Raw genomic sequence first — 19,128 nt, forward strand, 5'->3', positions numbered from 1 at the left:
GATGACACCGCCGGTAGTCTCATCGTGTCGTAGCAGCTAATTTACCTGTACGATATGAGCAATGCTGTCCTCTTTGAGACAATTGCAAGGCGATCAACAAGGATAATAAGAGTGAAATCCCAAGCATTAGATCTGATCAATTGCTGGAGCTGGTTCCAGTTTTTACCGGACGAGGCAAAATCTACACTTGCAGAACAGGGTCGGTTAACGACCGTCGATAAAGGCGAGACACTATACCGTCACAACGATCCACTCACCCACGTGTACGGGCTCATCAGTGGCGGGGTTAGAATTTACGTCGCCTCAGCCGAGGGTGCGGAAATGACGCTAGAGGAAGTCGCAGCCGGCGCGTGGTTTCCGCATTTTCATCCCCAGCCAGTTCCCACGTACTTTGGTAACTGCAGCGCGACCAATGCAAGCACATTAATCGCTATCAGCAAGAAGGATTTTCTCGACGTAGGCGAGCACTGGCCACAATTGTATCGCGGCTTATACAGTGAGTTTGTCGCCCGCGGTGCAGTCACAATAGGGCGAATGGAATTACTTACACTCCACAGCCTTAATGTTCGAATGGCGGTTTATTTGCTCAGATTACTCGTCACACGTGGTAAGGCCGAAGCAGATAATAGCTACTATATAGAATCTTTTGGTAGCCAAACTGAAATTGCAAATCGGGTTGGCGGCGCTCGTCAACGGGTCAACAGCATCCTCAAGGAATGGGAGCGCAATGGGATTATTAGCATTGAACGAAATGGCCTACTATTAAAAAACCCAAACCAACTTGTGCACATTGCCGGTGAGAGTGGCTTTGACGTAGAGGCTTATTTAGGTGCATGGCAGGGCGGATGGAAAAGCCCCTTTTACAAAGATTCTGGATTCTCAGTCTAAATCTTACGTAGCTTCGCTCCATGCAAATATCCACCCTCGCCCTCTTATTGTATCCACTTCTATTAACGGTATGATGATCAAAGCATAGTTTGAGTCAGGGAGGATTCACAATGCCTACGCTTTGGCCTTTTCATACATGTCGCATCACGTATTCAACAATATTTACCGCGCGGCTGCTCTTATTCTTATCACTTTCATCTATCGCACAGGCCGAACCCAACCCCAGCCTGATGCTCGCCAACACCTATCGCAGCGATCTCAAACTAGAGAACTACTGGGTAAGCGAAAAATTTGATGGCGTACGAGCCTACTGGGATGGTGAAAAGCTTCTGTCTAGGCAAGGCAATATCTACCACGCCCCACGTTGGTTTACCGCCCAATTTCCAGCGACACCATTAGACGGTGAATTATGGCTTGGTAGACAACGCTTCGACGAACTTTCTGGCGCGGTTCGTAAAGACACGCCAGATGATTCCGAATGGCGAGAAATACGTTTTATGGTTTTCGATCTTCCGGCGGCGGAGGGTAGCTTCGACCAGCGCTTAAATAAACTTAAAAACATTATCAGCCAAAGCCAGTCGCCCTATTTGGTCTTGGTAGCGCAGCAGAAATTTAGCGATGAAAACACCTTGATGGCGCATTTAGACTCACTGGTAGCTAAAGGTGGCGAGGGACTAATGCTGCATTTGGGCACAGCGCCCTACCGCTCCCACCGCAGCGACGACTTACTCAAGCTAAAACCTTATCAAGATGCTGAAGCCATTGTCATTGGCCATGTTGGCGGCAAAGGTAAATACGAAGGTATGTTAGGCGCATTAGTGGTGAAAACGAGCACGGGAATAAAATTCAAAATCGGCAGTGGCTTGTCAGACGCCCAACGTCAGTTACCGCCAGCCATAGGAACAACAATCACCTATAAATACTACGGCTTGACTGGGAGTGGCACGCCGCGCTTTGCGAGTTTTTTAAGAATTAGGGACGAGCAGTAAGCAGATCACCCGAGGGGCGCTAATCTTTGTCACTAAGCTGCGCCGCTTTTTTCATCTGCCGATATTCGATGGGCGTTAGCTCTGTCCAGCGCTTAAATGCGCGATAAAAAGTACTGGGTTCAGAGAAGCCGGTGAGGTAAACCACATCGGCAATACTTTCGTCGGTGCGCGCCAGCAGGCGCTTTGCTAACACGCAGCGATAATCTGCCAATACCTGATTAAAGCTGGTACCGGCTTCGGTCAAACGGGCGCGCAATATCCGCTCATTCATATCTAAACGCGCCGCGACGTTTTCTAAGCTCGGCTGACCTAGCTCTAACATTTCGGCAATTATTTGCCGCACATCGCCAACCACATCCTGGCGCGACAAACGCTCCAGTTGCTTACTAGCCAACTTTTCATGGAGCTTAAGTAAATCTGGTTCTGCATGGGTAGACGGCGTGGCGAGTATGGAGGTGGCGAAGACTAACGATGATTCCGAGCTATTAAAGTTTACTGGGCATCCGAATACTTTTTCGTATTCAGCTACATCGCCAACCGCTGCATGGCTTAAGTTAACCGCATCGGTGACGAACGCACCATCGGTCACCGCCTGAAAATAGCGAATTAAAAACCGCGCAAAGCATTCATTGCGATGCCGAAAGCTTGGGTCATCACCACCGGCGAACTCTAATATCATCCGCGATTGTAGCTCGCTTATTTGCAGTTCAAACTGCATGGCATCAGTCACTAGGCGCTGATAATTTTGCGAGCGCTTTAAACCTTCGCCAAAATTAGGACTACTGAGAAAAAGGTATTCCAAAACCTGACCACGATAAACCTGTACCGCGTCGGCCAAGTGCAAACCAATATTCTGATCACCACTGACTTCTTCAAGTACACGCCAAAATTGCAGCTGTGCGGTATGAGGGAAGCGCGCGCTGCGATCCTGTAGCAAGGTCGGTGAAATTCGGCATTCGTCTACGATGCGTTCAACATCCAAGCCCATACTTTGCATGGCCGGATAAACCAGCTGAATTAAGAAACTGGAGTCGCTGAGGTCAGAAAAATTTTTAGGATTTGATGCTGTCATTCAAGTTGGTATCTGTTGTACAAAAATATCAACACTGGCATGCATTGACCGAACTGCCGTAAACGACACTGAAGCCGGCAAATTCCTGATGCCGTGTTTTTCATTATACTCTAGGGTTTGTTGACGTGTATTACAAACCACTGTGCCAAGCTCAGTATGGAGATAGAGTCGAATGACCGCAAGCAATGAGTTAAGGCTAAACGCGCTGCCAAGTACCCCGCCTATGCTGCTAAAGGCGGCGATTACTCGGAAAAGGCCCAGTAGCAACCCCCAGTTCCCAAACTACGTGCTAGAAGTCGCCAATATTCGCAGTAATAGCAAGCAACTGCGTCGCTACAATCAAGCCTGTGGTTTTGATGAAAACACCGGCACCCTGTCGATGAGCTTTCTGCATGTGCAGGTATTTCGTCTGCACATGAAAATGATGTTAGACAAAGCCTTTCCCTTGGCGCCTATGGGCTGCGTACACTTAAGCAATACCATTGTCCAACACCGCCCCATCGCCGCAACTGAGGTATTGCGACTGCGCTGTACTATTGCCGAGCATAGCGTTACCGACAAAGGTTATGAATTCGCCTTTCACTGTGAAGCCTATAGTGGCGACGAATTGATTTGGGAAGATGACAGCCGCTACTTGTCCCGCGCCAAAACAGGCATTCCCAGCGTACCCAAGCCCCCCCGAGCAGAGCCGCGCACTTACGCGCAATCTCGCACAATTACGATTAGCCGTAGCGATGCCCGCAGCTATGCTCGCGCCTCTGGTGACTTTAACCCTATCCATTTACACGACATCAGCGCCAAAATTCTTGGGTTTAGGCGTATGGTCATTCATGGTATGTGGAGCAAAGCAGCCTGCTTAGCAAGTCTTAACAGTGACATCAAGACAACAAGCTACCGCTGCCACGTAGAGTTTAAGACACCGATATTTTTACCCGCGAATGTGCGCTTAGACTACGAGACCAACGGCGCCAACCTAGAGTTTGAATTGAGAGACAAAAGCGGCGTTAAGCCGCATTTAATAGGCAGCATCCAGCCGCTATAAAAATAGCGGCGATTGCCAGTCTCAAGTGACTAGCGCAGTAATTGCGGAGCAAGAGTCCCTACCATGGCGCGAACACCTTCGCGCCAGTCCACACGGGTTTCACCAATTAAATCATGCATCCGCGTAGTATCTATCGCTAAACTACCGAAGGCTGTGGCTTTCTCGCTAAATTTTGGTTCAAACCCCGTCAGCTCAGTCAAATATCCGCACCACTCTTCAATGCTTACTGCCTGCGAGCCACCAAAGTTAACGGTCGTAACGTCGGAGCTTGCTGCAGCCAATAAGTACGGGATCTTGTCGATATAGTCGTCAGCGTGAAGCAGGTTATAGCTATTCGGCCCCTCGGGATGAATATCTATTTCCATATTCTCTTTCATCATCAGCAAATGAAAATACGGCCAACCGCCATTATTGCCATAGGGCACACTCAAACGCGCAATGGTCGTCGGTATATCAAACTGCTTAGCCGCAAAACGGCACACGGATTCTGTGGCAATTTTTGCGATGCTATAGGTCGGGAACATCGCCCGGTGGTTGTCACCCAGCGGATCACTTTCTTTACGCGGCACCTGCCCCGCATATTCATACACCGCCGTTGACGAAAAATGTAAGAAGGCCTTAGCGCTGCGACACCGCGCCATTAAATTGCCGACGCCTTCAGCATTGGCAGCAAGGTCATAATCGAAATTGCCCGATTTCACCACGGCCAGATTCAACACATAATCGAAATCATCGGGGCAGGCGTCAAGACTGCGTTTATCAGCCAGATCTGCTCGAATTACCTTAACACCACGGCGTTCTAGCGACTCTTTGTCGCTGTCTTTACTAAAGCGCGCTAGGGCAGTCACATTGGCAATTTTACTCAAGGCAGCAACGATGGGCGCCGCCACTTGTCCTGTCGGGCCGGTAATTAGAATATTAGTATTATGTAAATCGACGGGGTTTACTGGCATGAATATTCACCTGTGTTCATAGAATTATTATCAAAGGAAATTCTGAAAACAGGAGTGTAGCTAAGACAAATTAGAATATCGCCATCCAAACGGATGGCGATAACGGGAGGGGTTTATAGGTAGCTTTCTAGCTCACGCAGCCAGTTTTGTAGCTTGGCCATATTGTCTGGCCCAAGACGCCACATCCACTTACTGAGTGGATCGGCATTTTCCAGCGCAGGGTCAACATACTCGTACAGTACTTTGGGCTGCTTTAGGGCTGCATCTGCGGGAATGGGCTCCACCATCAAAAAGTGTTCGATCATAGTACGGAGCTGATTATCAAACGACTGGGGATTACCCAACTCGTTATAGGTACCCTCTAAAAAGGGTGACCATTTCTTGTAATAAATCGCCAAATTTTTTGGCTCTATTGCCGTGACCGTATTTACCAAACCGTCCCAACGCTGGTAATTACCTGGGTCGTTCTGAAAACCGTTTTCAGTTTTAACTGCTAAAAAAGGCTCTTTGCTATAGACCATTGGCAAATGCTTGGTCGGGAAACGGTAGGTTGCCAACTGGTCAATGACCGACACCCATTTGCGCATTTGCTCTACGGGCTGCAACCAAGCAGCGAGGGGCGTGGACAAAGTAGCTGCCGCATCACGAATTTGCTCATCGCTACCATCTACAGCCACCGGCGGTTCCGGTGCTTTGGCGGCCTTCTCGCTGTAGTCTTCCTCAGACTCGACTGCAAGGGTTTCTTTCACCGTCTTTTTGGGCGTCAAATTCTCAACCGTTTCAATGACGGTCTCGTTGTATTCACTGTTCGCAGAACGATCCAAGACATACCACACAAATCCGGCAATCCCGACTATCACCACTACCGCAGACAAGGCTTTCCAATTCATTACAAAATCCTGTTTTATTTATGACGCACTGGTATTTTCTGCCGCCATCCCTAAAGAGTAGGGATATTAACCCTACCGCCAGCAGTTATAACATGCAAATTCTCTCTGCATGTTATAACCGTCACTCTTTTTCAGCAATACAAGTCGATTACACAGGGCATGAAGATACAGAAACTAAATAAGAAAAACGCCACAGAATGTGGCGTTCAAACGGAGATGACACCAAATATTGGTGAGTTAGTGCCTTTACAGATCGAAATCGTCCAGTAAATCCAACTCATCCATAAGGCGTTTGCGCTCAAGGCGCTCTTCGATTTTACGACGAATACTGCTATCGCTACCCCCCATTAAACGACGTTCCTCAAAACCATCTACGGAATCGTCATCTATGATGTCGTCGATATCATCATCGGCTAGGTCATTTGCCATTACTTGCCCACTCCAGTACTTCGTAGATACAGAATGAACCCCTCGGCTAACCGTGGTTGTTCAGGGCACTATTTATGACGAACTCGAATTTCTGTCAACAAATATTTACACCTATACGACAAATAATTTGAAAGCGTGCACATTTCCGCAACTAAGGTAATCACTCACTAACCGGCAAAGACTAACCACGGGTATTACAGACGATTTAAACCATTTAAAGCGGCAGTTCTATAGGCCTCAGCCATCGTCGGGTAATTAAACGTTGTGGTCACAAAATAACGCAGGGTATTACCGCCATTCTGCTGCTTCATAATGGCTTGGCCGATGTGAATAATTTCTGCCGCTTCGGCACCAAAACAGTGAATACCCAAAATTTCTAATGTATCAGGATGGAATAACAATTTAAGCATACCAACGGTTTCACCACTGATTTGACCGCGGGCGGTGTCTTTAAAGAAGGCGCGCCCAACCTCGTAGGGAATTTTTGCCTCGGTCAGCTCACGCTCGGTCTGCCCAACAGAGCTGATTTCTGGCAGGGTATAAATACCCGTAGGCACGTCATCGACAAAGCGACAGTGTTCTTTTCCTCTTGCCGACGCCGCCGCGGAACGGCCTTGGTCATACGCGGCACTCGCCAGGCTCGGCCAACCGATAACGTCCCCTGCAGCGTAAATACCTGGCACACAGGTCTGGTAATGCTCGTCTACCACCAACTGACCGCGATGATCCGTTTCCAACTCAATATTTTCTAAACCCAGGTTTTGGGTATTACCGCTGCGGCCGTTACACCAAAGTAATGCATCTGCATGTAAACGCTTGCCGGACTCCAGCAATACCTCTACCCCTCTATCGCTGGTCACTACAGATTTATACACTTCGCGGTGCCGGATCATGACACCGGTATTGCGCAACTGGTAACTGAGGGCGTCGGAAATTTCGTCATCCAAAAATTCTAGCAACCGATCACGGCTGTTTATCAGCTCTATTTTGATACCAATACCTGAGAAAATTGACGCATACTCACAGCCAATCACCCCAGCCCCGTAGATAATAATTTTGCCAGGGGTATTGGTCATTTTAAGAATACTGTCGCTGTCATACACCCGTGGATGTGAGAAATCGATATTGTCCGGTTGATAGGGCCGTGAGCCCGTCGCAATAACAACACTGGCAGCGGTAAGTAGCTCCACTTGCCCATCATCAGACATCACTTCAACAGTGTGCTTATCGACAAAACGGCCTCGGCCAAAAATAAGACGGATCTGATTGCGATAATAAAACCGACTACGCATATCCACTTGCCGCGCAATAACTTCGTTGGCGTGACTTAATAAGCGCGGATACGTAAGCGTGCGCGGATCGCCTATATCGCGAAACGCCGGCGTGGTGTTATATCTAATCGCTTGGCGCACCATATGCCGCAGCGCTTTAGATGGAATAGTACCTTGATGGGTACACGCCCCGCCGACGGTGTCCTGCGCCTCAATCACCGCCACCCTATGACCATGCTTCATTGCGTTAAGCGCCGCACTTTCTCCCGCTGGGCCACTACCTAATACCAATACGTCGTAATCAAATGTCGTCACAAACTCTATCCTTCGCTTCCAAACCAATAAAAGTGCCAGCCCTACACCATGCGCAATTCTTAGCGCTAATTATGGTATTGCCCTCGCTTCACAATTAAAATTGCCATTTTAAACGTTGCCTATGCACACGTACCAAATTAACAGATCTAATGTCAGCAGGAATATCCAATGCCTAGTGCAGCCGCTACGCACGTTCGAGAATATTTTGGTGTTCGCACTTTGCTTGCCGCCCACCCTGATATGCGACGCCTAAAACGCGCCACCAAAGCCACCCATTTACATGGCAACAAACTCTGGGGCAGCGCCTACCTGCTCATCGACTACCTACAAGAAAATCCGCTACCCGCCGCCAGCAAAGTGCTTGATCTAGGCTGTGGCTGGGGATTAGCCAGCATATATTGCGCCAAGTACCTGAGCGCCGAAGTAAGCTCAATAGATGCCGATTCCGCTGTATTTCCCTATTTATCGCTACTAGCTGAGCACAACAATGTTGCAATCAACACCCAAGCTGCACGCTTTAACGAATTAAGTGGCGAGGAACTCGCTCAATACGACACCATTATCGCCAGCGACATCTGCTTTTGGGACGAGATGAGTGAAGAAGTTTTCGATTTAATTCATCGCGCAGTCGAGGCCGGTGTTAAAAAAATCATCATCGCCGATCCGCACCGCCCGCCCTTCCTAGCCGTTGCCGAAGCCTGCATAGACGATTTTTTTGCCGAGCTAATACCCCGTGAGGTCACCACCAGCCGCCATCATCGCGGCAGCATACTACTGATCGAAAACGCCTAGGAACATCAGCGCACACTGTCTTTAAACTGCAATATATTCGTCACAATACTGAAAACACATCGGCGTATGGTTTCAGGTGTGAGGATAAAACTATGCGCTTAATACAGTCGATAAATCAGTTCGATGTGCGAATGTTTCTGGCTTGCGTTAACACCCGCCACCAGCAGCAATTGTCTCGTGTGGCCCGCAGTATATCAAAAACCGGCGACGGCTACGCTCAACTCGGTCTCCCACTTTGCGTTTACGTCATGGGTGCGAGCCAAGGCCTAAGCTATTTTAGTGCGGTTATTATTAGTTTTGCCGCATGGCTTCCCGCCTACTGGGTGCTAAAAAACACCTGCCGCAGAAAACGGCCACCGGCGGCTATTCCAGCCTTCAGTGCGGCAATTATTGCCTCAGACGAATTCAGCTTTCCTTCGGGTCACACCGCAGCCGCATTTTTGCTCGCGACCATGACGGTATTATTTTTTGGTGCGATCGGTAGCCCACTATTTTTATGGGCAATCGCGGTAGCGGCCTCGCGGGTCATTCTTGGCGTGCATTTCCCCACCGACACCCTCGCGGGCGCCGGTTTAGGCATTGGCATTGCACACCTTGGTCACTCGATTGTCACGGCGGTCTAAACACCTTCACCACAGCGGCGGCGGCTTTACTTGCGTGCTATTTACACACCATCCCCCCACTCTTTTCCGGCCAATTCATAGTCAAAACGGTCGGCACAAACTCAATTCAAGAGAACGATTATGAAATTGCTTTACGGCGTACAGGGAACCGGCAATGGCCATATTTCTCGCGCCCGCATGATGGCCCAACACTTCGCAGACAAAAATGTCGACGTGCAATTTTTATTTTCTGGCCGCGACCCAGAACACTATTTTGATATGGACATTTTTGGCGACTACCAGCTGCGCGACGGGCTCACCTTTGCAACGGAAAAAGGCAGCATCAGCGCCGTCAAAACCTTGATGCAAACCAAGCCATTCCGTTTTATTCGCGACGTGCGCAAACTTGATTTAGGCAGCTATGACGCCATAGTCACAGATTTTGAACCGGTCACTGCATGGGCGGGACGACTGCAGAAAAAACCAGTGATCGGCGTAGGCCATCAATACGCCTTTGGTTATCCCGATGTGCCACAAAGCGGGGTAGATTTACGCAATCGACTTATCATGAAATTTTTTGCGCCGACCCAATATCGACTCGGCTTACATTGGGACAGTTTTAACGCCAATATCGCGCCCCCCATCATTAACCCCGACGAGATTCGCCAGCCTTGCACCACGCCGCCGCACATCGTTGTGTATTTGCCCTTCGAAGATCAGCAAGAAGTCAGTGATGCATTGGCAAAATTTCCCCAGCAAAAATTCATTCAATACGCGCCTCAGTTGCAGCGTGAGGAGCGCGGCAATATAAGTCAACGCCCAACCAGCCTACACGACTTTAAACACGACCTGTGCCGCGCTAAGGGCGTTATATGCAACGCCGGATTTGAGCTGATTAGCGAATGCCTACACATGGGCATTCCTGCACTGGCAAAACCCGTCGCGGGGCAGTCTGAACAATTAGGTAATGCCGCCGCGCTACAACAGCTCGATGCTGCCACAGTAATGTATGATTTTTCTGCAGCACATATCGAAAAGTGGCTCGCTAATATCCCCAAGCAAAATGCTCGCCATTACCCTGATGTCGCCGCAGCAATTTGCGACTGGTTATTAAGCGGTCAGTGGCACGACAGCACTAAATTGGTATCTGAACTCTGGGAGCAAACCGGTCGACCCGTCGACGCTATTGCAGCCACGGGCTGATTCCTACAATGAGCTTCCAAGAATCAGCACGCATTCTCGCCCTAGAAGATGAAGTGGCGGCCCTTCACTATGGCCCCGATTTACCAGACTTTACAACGGTAATGGATGCTTGCCGAGGGCGACTTCGCCAGCGCTTGTCTGAACTCATTTCTATGGAACAGCTTTGTCGCCAAGCCGTTGACTTAATTTCTACACGCACCGAAGCACTCGTTGAAGTAGGTGAATTTACGCTGCCCGTCGTCTCACTTACCATTGGCAATCCCAACACCGCAAAGCACTGCCTAATACTTACCGCCGGCGTTCACGGCGTTGAACGCATCGGCACCCAAGTATTGCTGGCATGGTTAGAAACCGTGGTAGAACGCTGTCGCTGGGATACCCATTGGCGCGCTCAATTTGAACAGGACATCGCGATAGTTGCCGTGCCAATAGTAAACCCCGGCGGTATGTTGCAGGATTCCCGCTGCAACCCCAACGGGATTGATTTAAATCGACACGCACCGATAGATGCCGAAGACAAAGTCCCGTTTTTAGTCGGCGGTCAGCGCATATCCAAAGCCATCCCCTGGTATAGGGGAAAACGCGGCGCCGACTTTGAAGGGGAGTTTGTCGCACTACAAAATATTATTAAGCGCTACTGCCAAGTTGGCCGCCCAAGCATCGTGGTGGACTTTCACTCCGGCTTTGGATTTCAAGATCACTTATGGATTCCCTACGCCTATCGCCGCCAACCCATCGACGACATCGGCAGCTACGTCGCACTAAAATTACTGTGGGAACGTAACTTTCCTCACCACAATTATGTATTTGGTCCTCAAGCCATGCACTATTTGAGTCATGGTGATATCTGGGACTATTTCCACCGCCAATGTCGCGCCGACGGAATTACGCTGCTACCCCTCACCCTAGAAATGGGTTCATGGCTTTGGGTAAAAAAGCACCCGCAGCAGCTATTTAGTTTTGCGGGTTTATTTAACCCAACCGTCCCCCACCGCCACGCCAGAGTCTTGCGCGGCCATCTTTTATTAATCGACTTTTTATTGGCCGCAACGAGAAATATTGAACACTGGCAACCAAGTGGCGAGCAGGAACGTGAGATGCAACAAATGGCCCAAAGCCTTTGGTATAGACAGCTATGAGTCAGCCTGTGTCTGAACCTAACACAATCACGGACTGGATATTTCTGCGCGGCCTCAGCCGTGAAAAAGCCCATTGGGGAAATTTTATTGCGCGCTGCGAAAGCGAACTAGGCTGGCGCTGCCATGCTATTGATCTTCCAGGCTTTGGTAGCGAACATCATCGCCCATCGCCGCTATCTATCGCTGAGATCCGCCAAGATATTCAGCAACGCCTACCCTCAGCCATCACTGAACCCTTCGGCATTGTAGCGTTATCTTTAGGGGGGATGGTCGCACTTGATTGGCTGGCAAATTCAAACGGCGACATTGCCGCAGCTATTTTAATCAGCACCAGCAGCGCCGATTGCGGTCTACTAAACAGGCTAAAACCAAGCGCCGTCCCCTCAACTCTCAATGCTTTATTATCTACCTCAATACAGAGCCAAGAGCGCGCCATACTCAATATGGTAAGCAATAACAAAGCACAACACACCGAGCTATTGCAGCAGTGGTGCCATATACGCGAACGCCGCCCTGCCACGAAAACGAATGTGATACGGCAATTAATCGCCGCCTCGCGTTTTAAATCACCGCCCACGGATAAACTCAATAAAGTACAAGGCTATTTCATCAGCAGCCGTGCAGATCGAATGGTGTCACATCAATGTAGCGAATACCTAGCGACGAAATATCATTACCCGCTAACACTGCACAACAGCGCAGGCCATGATTTACCCATCGATGATGCCGACTGGTTGATTGGGGTATTCCGGCAACTCGTTGTTGCCACTTAAAGCGATATTATTATATTACTGCGATGAAAATGGCTTACGCCGCGAATGGCGAGCAAGATAACATCTACTCGCCGATACGTTTAAACTTACGCCGCCTCGCTTTCTTCTACATCAGAAGCAAGCTCACCTAGATACCGCTTACGACGCGCTGGTTTCATTTTCTCTAAATCAACCAGCACCAAACCATCTATACAATCAGCAAAATCTGGATCGACGTTAAAGGCGGTAAAACTTACCCCACCCTCGTCGCACAACTCGGTGTATTGCTTGTACAAGGTAGGTACAGCACAGCCCATATCAGCCAATTTTTCTTTAAGTATCGCAAACTCAGTGCGATAGTCTTGGCCCCTAAACACTGCTTCTGCCAACTCACTTTTATACGGACTGTTGGCATTCGCCCAAGGCTGGCTCACCGGAAAATGCGCTTGGTAAAACTGGATTATTAAATCCTTCGCGCCGCGCGGTAAACTGTCGCTCAAGCTAACGGGGCCGAATAAATAACGTACTTCGGGGTAGCGACGCAAATAAGTACCCAAACCCTGCCACAAATAATCTAGGCCGTTGCGCCCCCAATAGCGCGGCTGCACAAAGCTGCGGCCTAATTCCGCACCACACTCAAAGTACTCTTCAGCATAGGGAATTTGATATTCAAATAGCGATTCGCTGTAAAGCGTTTGTGCGTCCTCTAAATCGCGAACCCGCTTAAGCCTATAGGCACCCACCAACTCCAATTGCGTTTCGTCCCACAGCACTATGTGGTCGTAATAGGCATCAAAAGCATCCACATCGCGACGACGGCCAGTACCTTCACCCACCGCTCTAAAACTCACTTCACGAAGACGACCAATCTCACGCATTACCGTACAGTCACCGCTATACTGATAGCAGTAAATTTCCATACCGTCGCGGGTGCTACCCAAATGATCACATTTTCGAATTGCGCGGCGTAATTCCTGACGATCTTCTGGATGTGCAACCGCTTGGGCGACCGGCATAAAACAGGGCTCTCCACCACGTTTTCGGCGGCCCAATTTATAAATATGTTTTTTAAACAAGCGCACTTTAGCCGGCGCAGTTAGCGGCAACTTTTCGTAAACATCAGCCTCGATAGCCGGCCCAATTGTTACCCGCACAGTGCGGTTATTTTGCTTAAACATTTCCCGAATCAACCATAAAGTCGACAGCGGCTTTGCTAACATAGACAAGGCGTAGAAAAACACCGAATTCCGCGCATTGATATGCACCGGCAATATAGGCGCTTTGGCTTTACTGGCAAATTTGATAAAACCATTGCGCCAGCGGCCGTCGCGAATACCAGCAGGACTAAAACGCGACACCTCGCCAGCAGGAAATATAATCACAGCGCCTTCGCCGTTTAGGTGATTATGGATTGCCTGCAGATTTTCTTTTCGATTACGCTTTCCGCTCATATTGTCGACGGGTAACAGGAGTGAGCGCAGCGGCTTAATGGCATAGAGCAATTCGTTGGCAATGACCTTCACATCGCTGCGTACTTCTGAAACCAGCTTCAGTAATGCCAAACCATCTAGGCTACCAATAGGATGATTAGAAATAATCACCACTCGCCCAGTCACCGGAATACGCTCTTTGTCGAGGGCGCTAATAGCGTAGCCAAAATCAAAGTAGTCCAAGCCTTTTTCAACAAAGTCTAAACCCTGAACATAGGGATAATCGCGTTCAAATTGTTTAAATTCTGCCTCGTGGAACAAATATTTAAACAACACCGTTAAGGTCTTTTTTAAACGGGGACTGTTCTTTGAAATTTTGGGAAATTGTTCATCAATCACAGAATCTACAGAAATCATGACATTTACCTCTGATTATTATCCAGCGCGACGCAGCGGAAGAATGTCCGCTTTAGCCGGGCCGCCATTGCCAGCCATGCTTTGCAATAAAGTTTGATGCTCAGTCCACTGCACTAATTCGAGATTTCCTTCATGGGTTTCACCTAACAAAGTACAGTTCTCAATCCAGTCGCCGTCGTTGCAATACAACAAGCCCTTAATTTTTTTCAGTGCAGGTTGGTGAATATGGCCACAGATCACACCATCTAAACCACGTCGGCTAGCCTCTTTTACCGCCGCTTCCTCGAACACATTAATAACCTGGCGCGCATTGGGAATGCGCTGTTTGATATAGGTGGCCAGCGACCAATAATTACGCCCAAAACGGCGACGAAAGAAATTAGCCCAGCGGTTCAGAAATAGCAGAAAATCGTAAGCGGCATCACCGATCAGGTTCTCCCATTTACTTAGACGAATATGCTCGTCTAAGCAGTCTCCGTGAAACATCAACAAGCGTTTGCCATCGACGGTGGTGTGTATAGCTTCGCGCTTAATCTCGATTGGGCCGAGAATGTGGCCAACGTAATCGCGCATTGGCTCATCATGATTACCGGGAATATAAACCACTCGCGTGCCTTCGCTGGCCTTGGCGAACAATGCCCTTACCACATCGTAGTGGCTTGCCGGCCAGTGGAATGTGCGCTTCAGCGCCCACAGATCTACCACATCGCCAACAAGATAGAGCGTCTCGCATTCAACACTGTTTAAAAAATTAAGGAGGTAGTTAGCTCGGCAATCTTTGAAGCCAAGATGAATGTCGGACAACCAAATGGTTTTGTATCGATTCCTTGTTTCCACGTTCATGCATCCTCTTTATGCATTTGTGGCAAGATTAGGACTTTAAAGTGACAAACAGAGGGCTTTTTGAAGACAAATTTATGACAATTTAGCCCGAAGCCCATTGCCAAAATTCTAATATTGAGTAGCGAGGATAGCGTCCGTTGATGACGAGAGGATGACGGCCACCTTCACAGATAGCCGTCAAATTACTACTTTACAAGCCGTTTAACACTACTAGAATTGATACGCTATCGACGCTCGAAAGGTTCTTGGTTCCATAGGGTGAGAATGAAGATCATCAATCGGATCTATACCCGCCAAACGCTCCTCAGCGGTGCGCGACGCGTAATAATAGGTAATATCATCGTCGCTATCATCCAAAACATTTATCACTTCTAAGCCCAAAGACACCCCATTATTAAAACGGTAGCCAATATTGGCATTGAGAATTTGTGAGGCGCTAGACTCAACATCGCCAGCTTCATTTAGGTTCCGTGGGCCAAAGTATCTCAGTCTCACACCACCATAAATGCCATTATCTAATTCAACACTTGCGCCCATAGCAAATACATTTTTGACGCTGTCTGGCACGTTTTTACCTAATGCGGTAGCGCCATCAAATTGCTGATTTTTGAAGCGCGTTTTAGACGCTGCATAATCCACATCTAACACAAACCAGTCTACCGGCTGATAGAACACGCTTAACTCAATACCTTGGCGACGAGTAGCATCACGGGGCTCGGTGGTCGATTCGTCGCCAACAAACACCAGTTCAGAATCTAAATCCAATCGGAACAACACCAGTGACAACTGCACATCTTGCGCTATCAGACTGCGCAGTCCTAGTTCATACCCAGTAGACTCGGACATCAGTGGCACCGAGTCACTCGCAGCGCGGATCACACCACGCGCATCATTGCTATGAAAACCTTCGCCGTAATTTATAAAGAACTCAGTCTCCGCAAAGGGGCCAAATCGTAGCGATAATTTTGGCGACAGTAGTGCCTCTCGATCATCGCCTTCATCATCACCAAGACGTTTTGCCTCCACAGACACGTCAATCGTTTGGTAACGCAATCCAGTAATCGTCGCAAACCAGTCAGCCCACTGACTATGAATACTGCCGTATACGCCTATAGCGGTTTCATCGATAGCCGCCCGCGCAAACAAATCGTATATTTTTGCCTGCTGACTAAAGCCCACACCAACATCACTAATATTATCGATGCGCAATTCTGCGCCATAATTTAATTCGTGCTGCTTGCTTAATATCTGACTAAAAGCCAAGTGACCGCCATAGCCTATACGATTATCAAACTGGGTAAATTGATCTCCGCGAAAATCTGGGTCATCAATATTATCGCGGGAAAAATAGCTGGCGTTAGACGTTAAGCGTAGGTCGTAATCAAACACATAGAATTGACTATCAAAACGTAAACTATCACTCAATTGCGACCACAGCTCTGCAGAAAAGCTATAGCGATGGGTATCGCCGCCAGTGCCGTCGTCAAGTGACCCGTAGCGATCCACGCTGCCATTGCTCACTAAACGCTGGGGAACTTGATCCGTAGACGTCCAGTCTGCCTCATACGCTAAGGCCGTTAAGCTGTAGCCACGACCGAGGTCGCCGCTGCTAAATTTCAATACCGCATTTTTCTTATCAAACCCTTCGTCCACACGCCAAGGGCCATCGTTCTGCATGGACTCAAGAGCATACACTAAGTGACCGCCCGCCATGTCGTCGCCGCCGTATACCAATACACGACCATAGCCGTTTTCACCCACGGACAATTTTATGGTTTGCTTATCTATTTGTCGTTTATAGGCAGTGCGAGCAGAACCTGCAGAGGAGAAATCTCCCGACTCGGCATTGTAAGGCCCTTTGCGGTACACAATACGATCAACCAATTCAGGAATGAGAAAATTCAAATCAGTGTAACCCTGACCGTGACCATGACTCACCATATTGACCGGCACGCCATCAACGTAGTTCGAAAAATCGCTGCCGTGATCTAGGTTAAAACCACGCAAAAAATATTGATTAGCCTTACCGTCACCACTGTGCTGAGTAACCACCATACCGGGGATAGTTTCTAGTAACTCCGCTGGACGCAGGGCGGGGCGGTGCTCAATTTGAGCAGCCAGTACAGTGCCCACTGAAGCCGCCTCTGAATTAACCAAGCTTCGCGCCGTAGTAGCATCACCACCCACATACACTTCTTCAATATCTCTGCTTAATTCACCGCTCACACCGGCAGCAAACACAGAGGAATGGGGCGCAGTCAGATTGACTGCCACCATGATATAAAATATTTTTTTCAAAGAAATCGCCTCTCGATTATAAAAATCTTGATGGCGCCGGGAAAAGGTAAAGAGACCGTCCACAGCAACGACCGACGGCCGTTTATAGACGTTCACTCCTGATTGCACACCCCGACCATCAGGTAATCGCATATCAGGCAGGTTTACTGGCTCACGTCTTCAAACAGCGCTATGGCAGGGCCACAATCATCTATTAATGCACTAACCTCCTTCCCAAGCATTCCTTCCAAACAAAAGGAATAAAGCTCAGTGGCTACGGTTAACGCTAAACGCATACAGTTGCGGGGACAGCTTCGATTCAAGCAACAGCGACAACAACACCGCTCTTGCTAGCGAATTCCCTATTAATCTCAATAAAAAAGAGAACCTAAAAATGCGCCGCAACTCTAACGCATTGCGTAATAAATATCACTCTTATTTGGTATTGAACAACGCGGTTATGGCCTTGGGATTAGACGGAAAAAACAAATGTAAATACGACGCCGTTAAGCCTCGAATTCGATAAATTGATTCTCCCGGAGCAGGATGCCGTTGACGACGACCATAGCTTATTGGCGTGGCGGTATTCTCAGTCGCCGAGCGATGATGGGAGTGAGCACGCAGCTCCCCTTCTGGCAATACCGCAAACTGCATACCCTGACAACCACCACGTTCACGCATTGCCGCCTGCCCATCTAGTAGTGCCAGCATCGAAAATTGCTGCCCTTCAAGGTCACGCAAATTTTCTAAGCAATACATAAAGCCGCCACATTCGGCCAAAATCGGTTTATCCGCGTGATAAAAAGCACGGATTTGCGCTTTTATTTTGTGGTTTTCTGCCAAGGCCTTAGCATGTAATTCGGGATATCCCCCCGGCAGCCACAGCGCATCAGCAGCGGGTAACTCGTTATCATGAATGGGAGAAAAATAAACTAAGTCTGCCCCCATATCCTCTAGCAATTGTAAATTAGCCGCGTAGATAAAACTAAACGCCTCGTCACGTGCAATGGCAATACGCTTACCCTCAAGCGTACGCGGTGCAGAGGGCAAATAACATTGTTTGAATTCGACGGGCTCAGGTAGGTTTGCAAGCTCACCCTGGGCAATCATCTGCGCGGCCTTGTTAAAGCAGGCCTCTAGCTCAACACGCACTTCACTGGCCTGCACCAAGCCCAAGTGACGCTCTGGCAAACTAATATCAGGATCTCGACTGATTGTTGCCAACAAAGGTAACTCGCTAGGCAGGGCATCAGCTATTAATTGGCGGTGCCGTTCAGAGGCACAGTTATTCGCAATCAAACCGACCACACGCACATCATCGCGATAATTTGCCAAACCCGTTGCTAGAGCGGCGGCGGTCTGTGCCATGCCCTTAACGTCCATCAGCAATGCCACCGGAATGCCAAAAGTCGCGGCTAAATCTGCACTTGAAGGCTCGCCGTCAAACATACCCATCGCACCTTCGACTAAAATTAAATCCGCTGATTCCGCCGCTTTATAGAATTGATGGCGACAGTAGTCCTCCCCCGCCATCCATAAATCTAACTGCACCACGGGGTACCCCGAAGCCTGCTCTAAAATTTGTGGGTCGAGATAGTCCGGCCCCATCTTAAAAATATGAACCTTACGTCCCTGTAGGCGATGATAGCGGGCGATTGCCGCAGTAATGGTGGTTTTTCCCTGACCAGAAGAAGGCGCGGCTATGAACAATGCCGGACAAAAAATACTACTCATAACAAGATATCACTAAATTAATTCGATTTCGTAGGCGTATTAGAATTCAAATTAACAAGAATAGCGATAATTAAGGTAGCTCACGCACAC

General features: G+C 48.7%; 17 protein-coding genes and 1 riboswitch. Of the genes, 8 read left to right on the plus strand and 9 right to left on the minus strand.

Features of this window, described 5'->3' with window-relative positions:
• Nucleotides 1–111 precede the first annotated feature (111 nt).
• Both GVJ32_RS09110 and GVJ32_RS09115 read left to right on the plus strand, forming a co-directional pair.
• Nucleotides 112–888, plus strand: a complete 777-nt coding sequence (locus GVJ32_RS09110; protein WP_159239729.1) for a Crp/Fnr family transcriptional regulator — start codon at nucleotides 112–114, stop codon at nucleotides 886–888.
• A 110-nt stretch (nucleotides 889–998) separates the two neighbouring features.
• Nucleotides 999–1,877 (plus strand): DNA ligase, encoded by an 879-nt coding sequence (locus GVJ32_RS09115; RefSeq protein ID WP_159239730.1) that lies wholly within the window; start codon nucleotides 999–1,001, stop codon nucleotides 1,875–1,877.
• Nucleotides 1,878–1,896: 19 nt separating this feature from the next.
• On the opposite strand, the gene GVJ32_RS09120 is transcribed toward GVJ32_RS09115, so the two are convergent.
• On the minus strand, nucleotides 1,897–2,949 hold the full coding sequence (locus tag GVJ32_RS09120) for an AraC family transcriptional regulator (RefSeq protein ID WP_159239731.1): 1,053 nt from the start codon (nucleotides 2,947–2,949) through the stop codon (nucleotides 1,897–1,899).
• Nucleotides 2,950–3,121: 172 nt separating this feature from the next.
• On the opposite strand from GVJ32_RS09120, the gene GVJ32_RS09125 reads away from it, so the two are divergent.
• Nucleotides 3,122–3,991 (plus strand): MaoC family dehydratase, encoded by an 870-nt coding sequence (locus GVJ32_RS09125; protein WP_159239732.1) that lies wholly within the window; start codon nucleotides 3,122–3,124, stop codon nucleotides 3,989–3,991.
• A 29-nt stretch (nucleotides 3,992–4,020) separates the two neighbouring features.
• Here GVJ32_RS09125 and GVJ32_RS09130 read toward each other — a convergent pair whose 3' ends face one another.
• From GVJ32_RS09130 to sthA, 4 genes are all read right to left on the minus strand, one after another.
• On the minus strand, nucleotides 4,021–4,944 hold the full coding sequence (locus GVJ32_RS09130) for an NAD-dependent epimerase/dehydratase family protein (RefSeq protein WP_159239733.1): 924 nt from the start codon (nucleotides 4,942–4,944) through the stop codon (nucleotides 4,021–4,023).
• 113 nt (nucleotides 4,945–5,057) lie between these two features.
• Nucleotides 5,058–5,834 (minus strand): DUF3014 domain-containing protein, encoded by a 777-nt coding sequence (locus GVJ32_RS09135; RefSeq protein ID WP_159239734.1) that lies wholly within the window; start codon nucleotides 5,832–5,834, stop codon nucleotides 5,058–5,060.
• Nucleotides 5,835–6,080: 246 nt separating this feature from the next.
• Nucleotides 6,081–6,263, minus strand: coding sequence for a hypothetical protein (locus GVJ32_RS09140; RefSeq protein ID WP_159239735.1), 183 nt, complete (start codon nucleotides 6,261–6,263; stop codon nucleotides 6,081–6,083).
• 194 nt (nucleotides 6,264–6,457) lie between these two features.
• Nucleotides 6,458–7,849: a Si-specific NAD(P)(+) transhydrogenase gene (sthA, locus tag GVJ32_RS09145; RefSeq protein ID WP_159239736.1), complete on the minus strand. Its 1,392-nt coding sequence runs from the start codon at nucleotides 7,847–7,849 to the stop codon at nucleotides 6,458–6,460.
• A gap of 168 nt (nucleotides 7,850–8,017) precedes the next feature.
• On the opposite strand from sthA, the gene GVJ32_RS09150 reads away from it, so the two are divergent.
• The 5 genes from GVJ32_RS09150 to GVJ32_RS09170 all read left to right on the plus strand — a co-directional run bounded on the left by GVJ32_RS09150 (nucleotide 8,018) and on the right by GVJ32_RS09170 (nucleotide 12,358).
• A complete protein-coding gene (locus tag GVJ32_RS09150) occupies nucleotides 8,018–8,641 on the plus strand; it encodes a class I SAM-dependent methyltransferase (protein ID WP_159239737.1) in 624 nt (207 codons plus the stop codon).
• Nucleotides 8,642–8,733: 92 nt separating this feature from the next.
• Nucleotides 8,734–9,264, plus strand: a complete 531-nt coding sequence (locus tag GVJ32_RS09155) for a phosphatase PAP2 family protein (protein ID WP_200841382.1) — start codon at nucleotides 8,734–8,736, stop codon at nucleotides 9,262–9,264.
• 120 nt (nucleotides 9,265–9,384) lie between these two features.
• Nucleotides 9,385–10,446: an MJ1255/VC2487 family glycosyltransferase gene (locus GVJ32_RS09160; protein WP_159239738.1), complete on the plus strand. Its 1,062-nt coding sequence runs from the start codon at nucleotides 9,385–9,387 to the stop codon at nucleotides 10,444–10,446.
• Nucleotides 10,447–10,454: 8 nt separating this feature from the next.
• Entirely contained in the window at nucleotides 10,455–11,585 is a 1,131-nt protein-coding gene (locus GVJ32_RS09165) for a DUF2817 domain-containing protein (RefSeq protein WP_159239739.1), read from the plus strand.
• Nucleotides 11,586–11,593: 8 nt separating this feature from the next.
• Nucleotides 11,594–12,358 (plus strand): alpha/beta fold hydrolase, encoded by a 765-nt coding sequence (locus GVJ32_RS09170; protein WP_159239740.1) that lies wholly within the window; start codon nucleotides 11,594–11,596, stop codon nucleotides 12,356–12,358.
• An 86-nt stretch (nucleotides 12,359–12,444) separates the two neighbouring features.
• Here GVJ32_RS09170 and GVJ32_RS09175 read toward each other — a convergent pair whose 3' ends face one another.
• The 4 genes from GVJ32_RS09175 to GVJ32_RS09190 all read right to left on the minus strand — a co-directional run bounded on the left by GVJ32_RS09175 (nucleotide 12,445) and on the right by GVJ32_RS09190 (nucleotide 19,038).
• Entirely contained in the window at nucleotides 12,445–14,184 is a 1,740-nt protein-coding gene (locus GVJ32_RS09175; protein WP_159239741.1) for a lysophospholipid acyltransferase family protein, read from the minus strand.
• 18 nt (nucleotides 14,185–14,202) lie between these two features.
• Nucleotides 14,203–15,027: a UDP-2,3-diacylglucosamine diphosphatase gene (locus tag GVJ32_RS09180; protein WP_159239742.1), complete on the minus strand. Its 825-nt coding sequence runs from the start codon at nucleotides 15,025–15,027 to the stop codon at nucleotides 14,203–14,205.
• A gap of 210 nt (nucleotides 15,028–15,237) precedes the next feature.
• Nucleotides 15,238–17,325, minus strand: coding sequence for a TonB-dependent receptor (locus GVJ32_RS09185; protein WP_159239743.1), 2,088 nt, complete (start codon nucleotides 17,323–17,325; stop codon nucleotides 15,238–15,240).
• Nucleotides 17,326–17,445: 120 nt separating this feature from the next.
• Nucleotides 17,446–17,711: riboswitch (cobalamin riboswitch) on the minus strand.
• Between the two features lie 28 nt (nucleotides 17,712–17,739).
• The gene (locus GVJ32_RS09190; RefSeq protein WP_159239744.1) at nucleotides 17,740–19,038 is read right to left on the minus strand and encodes a cobyrinate a,c-diamide synthase; all 1,299 of its coding nucleotides are present in this window, start codon (nucleotides 19,036–19,038) and stop codon (nucleotides 17,740–17,742) included.
• Between the last annotated feature and the right edge of the window lie 90 nt (nucleotides 19,039–19,128).

This window comes from Zhongshania aliphaticivorans, from assembly GCF_902705855.1.
In the GTDB taxonomy this organism is placed as follows: Bacteria; Pseudomonadota; Gammaproteobacteria; order Pseudomonadales; family Spongiibacteraceae; genus Spongiibacter; species Spongiibacter aliphaticivorans_B.

Bases quoted from the DNA above. Each gene is read 5' to 3' on its own strand.
- GVJ32_RS09115 (WP_159239730.1), top strand. From the start codon at position 999: ATGCCTACGCTTTGGCCTTTTCATACATGTCGCATCACGTATTCAACA.
- GVJ32_RS09120 (WP_159239731.1), bottom strand. From the start codon at position 2,949: ATGACAGCATCAAATCCTAAAAATTTTTCTGACCTCAGCGACTCCAGT.
- GVJ32_RS09125 (WP_159239732.1), top strand. From the start codon at position 3,122: ATGACCGCAAGCAATGAGTTAAGGCTAAACGCGCTGCCAAGTACCCCG.
- GVJ32_RS09130 (WP_159239733.1), bottom strand. From the start codon at position 4,944: ATGCCAGTAAACCCCGTCGATTTACATAATACTAATATTCTAATTACC.
- GVJ32_RS09135 (WP_159239734.1), bottom strand. From the start codon at position 5,834: ATGAATTGGAAAGCCTTGTCTGCGGTAGTGGTGATAGTCGGGATTGCC.
- GVJ32_RS09140 (WP_159239735.1), bottom strand. From the start codon at position 6,263: ATGGCAAATGACCTAGCCGATGATGATATCGACGACATCATAGATGAC.
- GVJ32_RS09150 (WP_159239737.1), top strand. From the start codon at position 8,018: ATGCCTAGTGCAGCCGCTACGCACGTTCGAGAATATTTTGGTGTTCGC.
- GVJ32_RS09155 (WP_200841382.1), top strand. From the start codon at position 8,734: ATGCGCTTAATACAGTCGATAAATCAGTTCGATGTGCGAATGTTTCTG.
- GVJ32_RS09160 (WP_159239738.1), top strand. From the start codon at position 9,385: ATGAAATTGCTTTACGGCGTACAGGGAACCGGCAATGGCCATATTTCT.
- GVJ32_RS09165 (WP_159239739.1), top strand. From the start codon at position 10,455: ATGAGCTTCCAAGAATCAGCACGCATTCTCGCCCTAGAAGATGAAGTG.
- GVJ32_RS09175 (WP_159239741.1), bottom strand. From the start codon at position 14,184: ATGATTTCTGTAGATTCTGTGATTGATGAACAATTTCCCAAAATTTCA.
- GVJ32_RS09180 (WP_159239742.1), bottom strand. From the start codon at position 15,027: ATGAACGTGGAAACAAGGAATCGATACAAAACCATTTGGTTGTCCGAC.
- GVJ32_RS09190 (WP_159239744.1), bottom strand. From the start codon at position 19,038: ATGAGTAGTATTTTTTGTCCGGCATTGTTCATAGCCGCGCCTTCTTCT.